Source organism: Streptomyces capoamus (assembly GCF_014654935.1).
GTDB lineage: Bacteria > Actinomycetota > Actinomycetes > Streptomycetales > Streptomycetaceae > Streptomyces > Streptomyces capoamus.
The window spans coordinates 109,907-120,625 of sequence record NZ_BNBF01000007.1 but is presented as its reverse complement, the minus strand read 5'-3'; the positions used below and the strand labels follow the sequence as shown (position 1 = coordinate 120,625).

Genomic DNA, 10,719 nt, shown 5'->3' with positions numbered 1-10,719 from the left:
CAGTAGCGGGGACAGGATTTGAACCTGCGACCTCTGGGTTATGAGCCCAGCGAGCTACCGAGCTGCTCCACCCCGCGCCGTTGCAGGTCAACCGTACCACGGCGCGGGGGCGGCGGGATCAGCTCTTGCCCGCGCCGGCCTTGGACTGCGCCTCCTCGGCACGCTTCAGTGCGTCCCGGAGGTCCTTCTGCGCCTTGGCGTACGCGTCCCAGTCGGGCCCGTCCTTCAGCGCCCGCTGCCCGGCGTCGAAGGCCTTCTGGGCGTCCTGGAGGGCCTGCCTGACCGTCGGGTTGCCGGTATTGGGCGGGTTCTTGGTGCCGGTCTCCGGCGGTCTGGTCGAACTGCCCACGCCGAACACCTCGTTCAGGGCCTCGTCCAGGGTGTCCTTGAAGGCGGTCCTGCCCTCGTAGGTGACCAGAACCTTCCTCAGCAACGGGTACTTGAGGGAACCACCCCGGACGTAGACCGGCTCCGCGTACAGCAGGCCCCCGTCCAGCGGCACGGTCAGCAGATTGCCGTACTCGACCTTGGAGTGACCGCGGCTGAGGAGACTGATGGTCTCGGCGATCGCCGATTCGGAGTTGAACTGGCTCTGGACCTGCTTGGGGCCGTCGACGGTCGTGTTCGTCGGCAGCTTCAGGACCCTGATCCTGCCGTAGTCGCTGGTGCGCGGGTCGGAGTCGACGGCCATGAAGGCGCTGAGGTTGTCCCGTCCGTTGGGCGTGAACGTCGTCGTCAGCGAGAAGGCCTGGTCGCTCTGGCCGGGCATCTTCATGCTCAGGTAGTACGGCGGCACCGCGCTGCCCGAGTTGTTCGTCGGGTCGTCCGGCACCTGCCACACCTCGCTGCCGGTGAGGAAGGTCTGCGCGTCCGTCACGTGGTAGCGGGTGAGCAGTTCGCGCTGCACCTTGAACAGGTCCTGCGGGTAGCGCAGGTGGTCCATCAGCTGCGGGGAGATCGCGTCACGCGGCTCCACCGTGCCGGGGAAGGCCTTCATCCAGGTCTTCAGCACCGGGTCCTCGGTGTCCCACTGGTACAGCTTGACCTCGCCGGTGTACGCGTCGACGGTCGCCTTCACCGAGTTGCGGATGTAGTTGACCTGGTTCTGCTGGGCCACCACCGCGCGCGAGTTGTTCGTCGCGGTCAGCGAGTCGGCCGTCGTGTCACCGAGGGTGGTACGGGAGGAGTACGGGTAGCCGTTCGACGTCGTGTAGGCGTCGACGATCCACTGGATGCGGTGGTTCACCACCGCCGGGTACGCGTCGCCGTCGATGGTCAGCCAGGGGGCGACCGCCTCCACGCGCTCCTTGGGCGTGCGGTTGTACAGGATCCGCGAGCCCTTGCCGATCGCGCCCGAGTAGAGGATCTGCGGCTCGTTGAACGCCACCGCGTACGCGGCCCGGTTGATCGGGTTGTCGAGGTTGACCCCGCTCTTGGCCGGGTAGCTGGTGGTCATCTCACGCTCGTTGTCGGAGTAGTCGACCTCCTTCTGGGGGCCTCCGACGATCGAGTACGTGGTGGTCTTCTCCCCGTAGTAGACCCGCTGTTCGTACGACCCCAGGTCGCCCTGGGACGGCAGGTTCTTCTCGGTGAACACCGGCCGGCCCTCGGAGTCCGCCTCGGTGCCCTTGGCGGCCACCACGCCGAAGCCGTGCGTGTAGCGGAAGTGGTCGTTGATCCAGTTGTTCTTCGGGATGCCGGCCAGGTTCAGCTCGCGCAGGCCGATGACGGTGTCCTGCTCCTTGCCGTCCTTGGTGTACCGGTCGACGTCGAGGTTGTTCGGGAACCCGTAGTACGCCTTGATCTGCTGGAGCTGCTGGAACGTCGGTGAGACGACGTTGGGGTCCATGATGCGGATGCTGGCCGTGGCGTCGACCTGGTCACGCAGCTTCGTCTTGTCCGGGGTCGTGGACCGGCCCGCGTACTCGGTGACCTTGGCGTCGTCGATGCCGTAGGCCTCGCGGGTCGCCTTCAGGTTCTTCTGGACGTACGGCGCCTCCTTGGCCTGCTCGTTCGGCTGCACCTGGAACTTCTGCACGATGGCCGGGTACAGGCCGCCGATCAGGATCGCCGACAGGACCATCAGGCCGAAGCCGATGACCGGCAGCTGCCAGGTGCGCCGCCACAGCGTGGCGAAGAACAGCAGCGCGCAGATCACGGCGATGCAGAACAGGATCGTCTTGGCCGGCAGGTAGGCGTTGGCGTCGACGTAGCGCAGGCCGGTCCAGTTGTCGGTCGCCTTGAAGTCGCTCGACTTCACCGCCAGGCCGTAGCGGTCGAGCCAGTAGGCGACCGCCTTGAGGGCGACGAAGAGACCGAGCAGCACCGAGAGGTGTCCGGTCGCGGCGGCGGTGGCGCGCGCACCGGGGCTGGTGACGCGCAGCCCGCCGTACAGGTAGTGGGTGAGCGCGGCGGCGATCAGGCACAGGATGGCGGCGGCGAAGCCGAAGCCCAGCAGGAAGCGGTACCAGGGCAGGTCGAAGGCGTAGAACGAGACGTCCAGGTGGAACTGCGGGTCCCGCTCGTGGAAGGGCACGCCGTTCACCCACATCAGCCAGGTCCGCCACTGGCTCGACGCGGAGGCGCCCGCGATCAGTCCGACGAGGGCGGTGACGGCGAACAGCAGCCACCTCTTGTACGGCGCGATGGCCATGCGGTAACGGTCGAGGCTCTGCTGCTCCATGGACATGGCGCTCAGCGGGGGCCGCAGCCGGTGCGCGAGCCAGATGTTGACGCCGACCGCGGCCGCCATCAGCAGGCCGAAGACGAAGAACAGCCCGATCTTGGTCGACAGGGTCGTGGTGAACACGGACGAGTAGTGCACCGACCGGTACCACAGCCACTCGGTCCAGAAGCCCGCGAACATCGTGAACGCCATGCCGAGGACGGCGAGGACGCCCAGTGTCACGAGCAGGGTCCTCACCCGCCGGGACGGGCGGCCCGCTCTCATCCGTGGCCCCGTCGGGCCTCCGCCGCGGTCCGGCATCTGGAAAGCCAAGGTGCGCACCTCGAAGTTCGCTGTCGATCCGTCAGACCCTCGGGTTCGCGGGCCCGCCGTGGCCCCCCGTGATCGCGGGCCCACACCCTATGCAACTTACTCACGGTTTACTCGGTTCCCGATTCCGGCCCCCAACGAGGCAGGATTGTGACCATGTCCAACACTCCCATGGCAGCGAGCCCGCTCACCCGGGCCGTACTCGAGATCGACGAGTACGTCTCCGGCCTCGGCTGGGACCAGCCCGCTCGCCTCTTCGCCCTCGTAGACACCGCACGGCTGCGGGCTCAGGAACCGTCGCTCGCGGCCCAGCTGGGCCTGGAGGACGAGTCCGAGTCCGCCGGTCTCACCCCGATCGAGCAGGACGAGATCCCGTCCGGCAAACCGCTCGACGAATTCCTCGGCACCATCGCCTGGCCCGGCGCGGTGGTCGGCTGCGCGCTGGCCGTGGAGCGCCTGATGCTGCCGCCGTCCGCCGAGGCGCAGGTCCCCTCCGGTCTGGGCGAGGCCGGGCTGGCGAGGTGGGTGGCCGAGCACCCGGAGCGCCAGGAGGTCCGGATGACGGTGGCCGTGCTGCGCGACGGCAGCCGCGAGTCGGCGCTGCGGCTGCGCGAGAAGGACTCCGCCACGGAGGTCCTGACCGGCCCCGACCTGGTGCCGGGCCTGGCGGAGGCCCTGGCGGCGACCTTCGCCGACTGACCCCCTCCCGCGGTACGACGACGGGGGCGCCCCCGGTGACCGGGGAGCGCCCCCCGCCGTGCCCGGGCCGGCTTCAGCCCTTGGTGGTGCACCTGGGCAGGGCGGCGGTGTCGCCGCTGCGGATGTCCTTCAGCGCGTCGAGCGCGTCGCCGATGGTCTTGACCTTGACCAGGGTCAGTCCGCCCGGGGTGTCCTTGGCGGCCGCGGCGCAGTTGTCGGCCGGGGTCAGGAAGTAGCGGGCGCCCTTGTCCCGCGCCCCCACGGTCTTCATCTCGATGCCGCCGATCGGGCCGACCGTGCCGTTGTCGTCGATGGTGCCGGTGCCGGCGACGAACGTGCCGCCGGTGAGGTCGCCCGGGGTGAGCTTGTCGTAGATCCCGAGGGCGAACATCAGACCGGCGCTGGGGCCGCCGACGTCGGCGAGCTTGATGTCGATGGAGAACGGGAAGGTGTGGTCGGTCCCGGCGGAGATGCCGACGACGGCCCGCTTGGCGCCGCTGTCGTCGGACGTCCTGGTGGTGATCGTGACCTTCCGCGTGCCGGTCGCCGTCTTGTCGGCCTTCTCGGCGGCGGCCTGCTCCTTGGCCGGGACGACGGTGAAGACGACCTTCTGGCCGGGCTGGTGCTTGGTCACCAGCTTGGCGACGTCGGCCGGCTGCTTGACGGCCGCGCCGTCGACGGCCTTGATCACGTCACCGGCGTGCAGCCTGCCCTCGGCCGGGGAGCCCTTGACGACCGTGGAGACGATCACCCAGGACCGCACCGGGATGCCCAGCTCCTTCAGGGCGGCGACCTTGGCGCTCTCCTGGGACTGGCTGAACTCCTCGGCGTTCTCCTGGGTGGACTGCTCCTCCGTCTTGCCGTCCGGGTACAGCGTGTCGTGCGGGACGATCCTGCTGTCGTGCGCGAGCCAGCCGTACACGGCCTCGACGAGGTTCATCCGGTAGTCGGCGCTGGTGACCCGGACGGTGGTCATGTTGAGGTGGCCGTCCGCCGGGTAGGTCTTGTGCCCGGAGATCTGCAGCACCGGCTCGCCGTCGTGCTCCCCGAGCGTGTTCACAGTGGGGCCGGGGGACATCTCCGCGTACGGCACGGGGATGAGCACTCCCGCGCACAGGAGCGCGATCAGCATCAGGGTCGAGGCGAGCATCGTCGCGGTGCGGCGTGGCATGGCACGACAGTACGGGACGTCCCTGTCAGCGCACCGTCAGGGCACCCCGGTCACGCCCCGGGCGCACCCGTACCGGACTTCTCCATGGCTGCCCGGAACCGGGCGTACCCGTCCAGCTCGGGACCGTCACTGCGGGCCTTCCGGGTCCGGTTCGCCCACGTGCCCCACAGTCCGCCGCCGACCGCAGCCACCAGCGGGATCAGCAGCCAGACAAGCACCCCCATGCCGACCTCCCTACGCCATGAGCGTCCGCAACTGACTGATCAGCAGATTAACCATCCGCACGGACAACGCTCACGCCAGGGTGCCGGTTACGCAACCCGAAGGGGTCGTGTGCCGCGAGTGACCCGTTCGGACCGCTTTCAGTCGGACTGCCTCAGCAGGCGCCCACCCACTCTTCGGTGCCGTCGGAGAACCGCTGGTGCTTCCAGATGGGCACCTCGTGCTTGAGGTCGTCGATCAGCTTGCGGCACGCGTCGAAGGCCTCCGCGCGGTGCGGGCACGCCACGGCCACGACGACGGCGAGGTCCCCGACGCCCAGGTCCCCCACCCGGTGGACGGCGGCCAGCGCCCGCACGGGGTGGTCCGCGACGACCTTCTCGGCGATCCGCCGCATCTCGGCCTCGGCGCTGGGATGGCACGAGTACCCGAGCGCGTCCACGTCGGCGCCCCCGTCGTGGTTGCGCACGGTGCCCACGAACAGCGCGATGCCCCCGGCCGCGGCGTCCCCGACGGCCCGGAACACCTCGTCGACGGAGAGCGGTGTGTCGCGGACGGCGATCAGCTTGATGGGATCCTGGGCCGCCCGTTCACCGGGGTGGTCGCTCGTGTGTGCCATGCGTCCATCGTGCCGTACGCGCCGGGCACCGGGGAATGCGAGATTCACCAGGCACACGCGCGGGACGTCTTGGAGCGTCCTACGACACGCGTACGACCGTCCCCGCTCCGGCCGGGGCCGGTCGCGTCAGCGCCGGCGGGCCTTGCGGGCCCGCCGTACGACGGCCGCGGCGCCCAGCAGGGCGACCGTCGCGCCGGCCGCGCCGGCCGCCGTCGCGTCCTTGCGGCCCAGCCGCCGGCCGGCCACCGTGTGCCGCCCGGACACCTCCTCCAGCAGCTCGGCGAGGACCTCCTCGTTGTTCCACTTCGGCCGCCACCCCGCGTCGTGCAGCCGGCTGCCGCTGACCACCCACGGGTACATCGTGTAGGCGAGGTCGCCCGCCGGGGACGGGGTGAGGCCGATCCGGTGCAGCCGGGCCGCCGCGCCGAGCGCGACCGCCGAGGGCAGCTCCATCCGCCGGATGCCGCTCAGCTCCTCGACCTCCTCCTGCTCGAGCCAGCCGTCGCAGCCGACGGCCAGTTCCCCCTCGACCTTCTCCAGGACGGCGTACTCCAGGGCGCTGCACAGGTCCTCGACGTGGCAGAACTGCCAGGCGGGCCGCGACCCGGCCACCACCAGCAGCCGCGGTGACTCGAAGTACCTGGTCAGCGCGGTGTCGGTGCCTCCGACGAGGACGGCGGGCCGGACCACGGTGACGTTGAGTCCGGGATGCGCGCGCGGCGCCCGGCGCGCCAGCCGCTCGATCTCCAGCAGGTCGCCGACCCCGGTCGCCTCGGCGGTGGCGCGCAGCTCGGCGTCCTCCGACAGGGGCAGCTCGTTGTCCGGCAGCGCGCCGTAGACCATCGCCGAGGTGCACAGCACCACGCGGTGCACCCCGGCCGCCGCGGCGGCGGTCAGGACGGTCTGGGTCCCCCGGACGTTGTAAGCCGTGCGTGCCGCCGGATCGGTCTCCAGATCGAGGTCCAGGGCGAGGTGGACGACGACGTCGGCGCCGCGCAGCTTGTCCGCGATGACGGGGTCGCGCACGTCGAGGATGTGCCACTGGGCGTCGGCGCACTCGCCGCGCCGCTCGTCGATGGCGAGGACCCGTCTGATCTCCCCGGAGGCGGCGAGCCGCTCGGTGAGCAGGGCGCCGACCCCGGTGGCGGCGCCGGTCACCGCGACGACGGGCCCGCGCACGGCGGGAGGGGTTGAGGGGTTTCGCGCTGCGCGAACCTGCGGATCTGGGGAACTCACCGGGCGTCTCCAGCGGTTGTCTTCAGTACGGGCGCGAGTGACGCGTGCGTACCAGGTGCATCCATCCTGCCGCAGGCCCTCCGCAGGCGAAGCACCGAGGCCCGATCGGGTCCGGGTGTCTAGGCTGGGTGGTGTTGTCGGGCAGCCGCGCCACCGGATCGCAACCGGTGGCCTTACCAGCCGAGGAATCCCGTGAGTGACACCCCATTCGGTTTCGGCCTTCCGCCGGAGGAGCCGGAGGACGGCGACGAGGGCAAGAAGAAGGACCAGCAGAGCGGTGGTGGGCAGGGACCGGCCAATCCGTTCGGTTTCGGCGGCCTGCCCGGAGCCGGCGGCCTGGGCGGCCCCGGCGCCGACAACCCGCTCGCAGCCATGTTCGGTTCCCTGAACCCCACCGACCTGGGCGCCGCGTTCCAGCAGCTCGGCCAGATGCTCTCCTACGAGGGCGGCCCGGTGAACTGGGACATGGCCAAGCAGATCGCGCGCCAGACGGTCGCCCAGGGCGCCCAGGACGGCTCCAAGGACGCCAGCGTCGGCCCGGCCGAGCGCAAGGCGGTCGAGGAGGCCGTCCGCCTGGCCGACCTGTGGCTGGACGACGCGACCTCCCTGCCGTCGGGCTCCGGCTCGGCGGTGGCCTGGTCGCGCGCGGAGTGGGTCGAGGCGACCCTGCCGGCCTGGCAGGAGCTGGTCGACCCGGTCGCCGAGCGGGTCGGCGCGGCCATGGGCGACGTCCTGCCGGAGGAGATGCAGGCCATGGCGGGCCCGCTGATCGGCATGATGCGCTCGATGGGCGGTGCCATGTTCGGCACCCAGATCGGGCAGGCCGTGGGCGTGCTCGCGGGCGAGGTCGTCGGCTCCACCGACATCGGGCTGCCGCTGGGCCCGGCCGGCAAGGCCGCGCTGCTGCCGGCCAACGTCGAGGCGTTCGGCAAGGACCTCGGCGTGCCGCAGGAGGAGGTGCGGCTCTACCTGGCCCTGCGCGAGGCCGCCCACCAGCGCCTGTTCGCCCACGTGCCGTGGCTGCGCTCGCATCTGTTCGGCGCGGTCGACGGGTACGCGCGGGGCATCAAGGTCGACACCGCAAAGCTGGAGGACGTGGTCGGCCAGTTCGACCCGGAGAACCCCGAGCAGCTGCAGGACGCGCTGCAGCAGGGCATGTTCCAGCCCGAGGACACGCCCGAGCAGAAGGCCGCCCTGGCCCGTCTGGAGACCGCTCTGGCGCTCGTGGAGGGCTGGGTGGACGCGGTGGTCCACGCCGCCGCGAAGCCGCGTCTGGGGTCCGCCGACGCCCTGCGGGAGACGCTGCGCCGCCGCCGCGCCACCGGCGGTCCCGCCGAGCAGACGTTCGCCACGCTGATCGGTCTGGAACTGCGCCCGCGCCGGCTGCGGGACGCCTCCCGCCTGTGGGCGTCGCTGACGGACGCGCGCGGGGTGGAGGGCCGGGACGGCCTGTGGGCCCACCCGGACATGCTGCCGACCGCGACCGACCTGGACGACCCCGACGGCTTCGTCCACCGCGAGCAGCTGGACTTCTCCGAGCTGGACAAGATGCTCGGCGAGGCGGCGAACGGTTCCGCCGGAGAAGGCGACGGCAGCAAGGGCGACGACACCGAGTGAGCCTGTACGACGACGCGGTCCTCGTCCTGAAGGGGTACGAGGGCCAGGCGGAGCTGCGCCAGGCCTACCTGGACCATCTGGCGGCCCACCCGGACGGCCTGTGGAAGGGCTGCCCCGCGGGGCACCTCACGGCCAGTGCCCTGGTGGTCGCCCCGGAGCGCGGCCAGGTGCTCCTCACACTGCACCGGAAGCTGCGGATGTGGCTGCAGATGGGCGGTCACTGTGAACCGGGCGACCCGACGCTCGAGGCGGCGGCCCTGCGGGAGGCGACCGAGGAGTCCGGCATCGCCGGCCTCACGCCGCTCCCCGGCGGTCCGGTGCGGCTGGACCGGCATGCCATCCCGGCGCCCTGCCACTGGCACTTCGACGTCCAGTACGCGGTCCTGGCCCCGCCCGGCGCGGTGCACGAGATCAGCGACGAGTCGCTCGACCTGCGCTGGTACACCTACGACGAGGTCGCGGGCGTGGCCGACGAGTCCGTCGTACGCCTGCTGGACGCCACGCGCGCGAGACTCTGACGCGGTGCGGGGCGGCCGCCTGGGCGGTCACCCCGCACACGTGCCCTAGCTCCAGACGGTCACCCCGCACACGTGCCCTAGCTCCAGACGTTGCCCTGGTTCTGGCCGCGCGCGCCCTGCTGGCCCATGCCGAACTGGGCGGCCAGGCCCTGTCCGATCACGGCGTTCTGCGGCGGCAGCAGTTCGCTGGGCTGCACCAGCGCGAACCCGGAGCCCATGAAGCTCAGCTCCCAGCCCTCGCCGGTGTTCCCGCGCCGCCGCCACACGCCGGAGGAGTGGGTCTGGGCCTGCATCTGCACGCGCAGCCCGGTCGACCAGGCCACGATCGCGTCGGCGTCGCAGTTGACGTACTTGTCGGGCGTGACCTGCATCAGCAGCGGCGCCCCGGAGGTCATCAGGGCCACCTTGCCGCGCCCGGTGATGTTCAGCTGGTACTTCCCGGAGCCGGAGATGCCGTAGAGGCTGTCGACGGCGATGACCTCGTGGTGCAGCGAGGAGTCCATGGCGAGGACGTAGGAGCTGTCGACGGTCAGTCCGTCCTGCTCGACGTCCATGATGTGCACGTGCTGGGCGAGGTTGGCGAGGTAGACGGTGCCCTGGCCGTGGCAGCGCATCAGGTCCAGGCCCTCGCCGGTCCAGGCTCGCGCGCGTGCCTGGTTGTTGCTGCGGTACTCGGCGTCGAACTCGACCAGGCCCTGGTAGGCGACCATGGTGCCCTTGCGGGCGAGGAGGTCGTCGTGGCCCTCCAGGGTGATCCGGAGCATCTGCGCGTTCTGCAGGCTCCAGCGCTCCTGGGTCTGGAGGTCGTTGTGCGCGAAAAGCGGGCTCTGCATGGTGTTCTGGCTCCCCCTCAGCCCCGGAACCGGAGGCGGTCGGTGCTGTCCTCGCTGGGCTGGACGACGACGATGCCCTGGCCGGAGAAGGCCATCTGGTAGGCCTCACCGCTGCCCCGGCCGATCAGCGACTGGGCCTTGAAACTGCGCTTGCCCTTCACCTTCAGGTTCGGCGACCAGGCGACGAGCGCGTCCGGGTCGACGTACGTCTCGTCCTCGCCGCCGCCGCAGTCCACGACGATCGGCTTGCCCCGGGAGGTCAGGGCGACCCAGCCCTGCCCGGAGATTTTCGTGTTCCACAGGCCCTGTCCGGCGAACTTCGCGAGCCCCTTCACGCGCTCCACGCCCCAGGTCAGGTGCGCGTCGAAGGCGAGGAGGTTGGTGGCGTTGACGGAGATGCCGTCGCCGTTGAGGTTGATCACGACGACGTCCGCGCCGTAGTCGGCGAGGTAGAGCAGACCGTCGCCGGAGCACTTCATCAGCGGGGCGCCCTCGCCGGTGACCCAGTCGCGGGCAATCTGGCGTACGGCCGGCGGGTTCGGCTCGTACTGGATGAAGCCTTCGTAGGCGACCATCGACCCCACGCGCGCGAGGAGGTCGTTGCCGGTCTGCAGGGCGACCTTCAGCATGTGGTTGCCGTGGTTCTCCATGCGGGCGGTGACGGGTGCGGGGGCGAAGCCCGCGAGCGGCTGGTTCATGACGGGCTCCCTCTAGACCTCGTAGGGCTGGACGACGATGAAGTTGCCGGGAGCTCCCCGGAACTGGAGGTTGACGCTCTCGCCGGTGTCGCCGGCGTACGCGTTGCGGCGCGC

At 70.8% G+C, this 10,719-nt stretch carries 10 protein-coding genes, 1 tRNA gene and 1 pseudogene; 3 read left to right on the top strand and 9 right to left on the bottom strand.

Annotated features, from left to right (window positions below; translation table 11 throughout):
- Positions 1 to 3: 3 nt before the first annotated feature.
- A tRNA-Met gene (locus IE312_RS13560) sits at positions 4 to 77 on the bottom strand.
- 41 nt (positions 78 to 118) lie between these two features.
- Positions 119 to 2,986, bottom strand: a complete 2,868-nt coding sequence (locus tag IE312_RS13555) for a UPF0182 family membrane protein (RefSeq protein WP_229899742.1) — start codon at positions 2,984 to 2,986, stop codon at positions 119 to 121.
- A gap of 165 nt (positions 2,987 to 3,151) precedes the next feature.
- Between IE312_RS13555 and IE312_RS13550 the strand changes: the two genes are divergently transcribed.
- Entirely contained in the window at positions 3,152 to 3,694 is a 543-nt protein-coding gene (locus IE312_RS13550) for a PPA1309 family protein (protein WP_189981480.1), read from the top strand.
- Between the two features lie 73 nt (positions 3,695 to 3,767).
- Here IE312_RS13550 and IE312_RS13545 read toward each other — a convergent pair whose 3' ends face one another.
- The 4 genes from IE312_RS13545 to IE312_RS13530 form a co-directional block, all read right to left on the bottom strand.
- Positions 3,768 to 4,865: a YlbL family protein gene (locus IE312_RS13545; protein WP_189981478.1), complete on the bottom strand. Its 1,098-nt coding sequence runs from the start codon at positions 4,863 to 4,865 to the stop codon at positions 3,768 to 3,770.
- Between the two features lie 50 nt (positions 4,866 to 4,915).
- Entirely contained in the window at positions 4,916 to 5,089 is a 174-nt protein-coding gene (locus IE312_RS13540) for a hypothetical protein (RefSeq protein WP_189981476.1), read from the bottom strand.
- A gap of 152 nt (positions 5,090 to 5,241) precedes the next feature.
- Positions 5,242 to 5,703 (bottom strand): molybdenum cofactor biosynthesis protein MoaE, encoded by a 462-nt coding sequence (locus tag IE312_RS13535; RefSeq protein WP_189981474.1) that lies wholly within the window; start codon positions 5,701 to 5,703, stop codon positions 5,242 to 5,244.
- Positions 5,704 to 5,829: 126 nt separating this feature from the next.
- The gene (locus IE312_RS13530; RefSeq protein WP_189981471.1) at positions 5,830 to 6,939 is read right to left on the bottom strand and encodes an SDR family oxidoreductase; all 1,110 of its coding nucleotides are present in this window, start codon (positions 6,937 to 6,939) and stop codon (positions 5,830 to 5,832) included.
- 192 nt (positions 6,940 to 7,131) lie between these two features.
- Here IE312_RS13530 and IE312_RS13525 point away from each other — a divergent pair, with 192 nt between their 5' ends.
- Both IE312_RS13525 and IE312_RS13520 read left to right on the top strand, forming a co-directional pair.
- Positions 7,132 to 8,556 carry a zinc-dependent metalloprotease gene (locus IE312_RS13525; RefSeq protein ID WP_189981469.1) on the top strand — a complete coding sequence of 475 codons (1,425 nt, stop codon included), beginning with the start codon at positions 7,132 to 7,134 and terminating at the stop codon, positions 8,554 to 8,556.
- Positions 8,553 to 9,074 carry an NUDIX hydrolase gene (locus tag IE312_RS13520; RefSeq protein WP_189981467.1) on the top strand — a complete coding sequence of 174 codons (522 nt, stop codon included), beginning with the start codon at positions 8,553 to 8,555 and terminating at the stop codon, positions 9,072 to 9,074. Before IE312_RS13525 ends, IE312_RS13520 begins: the two co-directional genes overlap by 4 nt.
- Positions 9,075 to 9,151: 77 nt before the next feature.
- Here IE312_RS13520 and IE312_RS13515 read toward each other — a convergent pair whose 3' ends face one another.
- The 3 genes and pseudogenes from IE312_RS13515 to IE312_RS39880 form a co-directional block, all read right to left on the bottom strand.
- Positions 9,152 to 9,907 carry an AIM24 family protein gene (locus IE312_RS13515; protein WP_189981465.1) on the bottom strand — a complete coding sequence of 252 codons (756 nt, stop codon included), beginning with the start codon at positions 9,905 to 9,907 and terminating at the stop codon, positions 9,152 to 9,154.
- Positions 9,908 to 9,924: 17 nt separating this feature from the next.
- A complete protein-coding gene (locus IE312_RS13510; protein ID WP_132788552.1) occupies positions 9,925 to 10,605 on the bottom strand; it encodes an AIM24 family protein in 681 nt (226 codons plus the stop codon).
- A gap of 12 nt (positions 10,606 to 10,617) precedes the next feature.
- Positions 10,618 to 10,719: pseudogene (locus tag IE312_RS39880) on the bottom strand (AIM24 family protein); the annotation flags it as partial.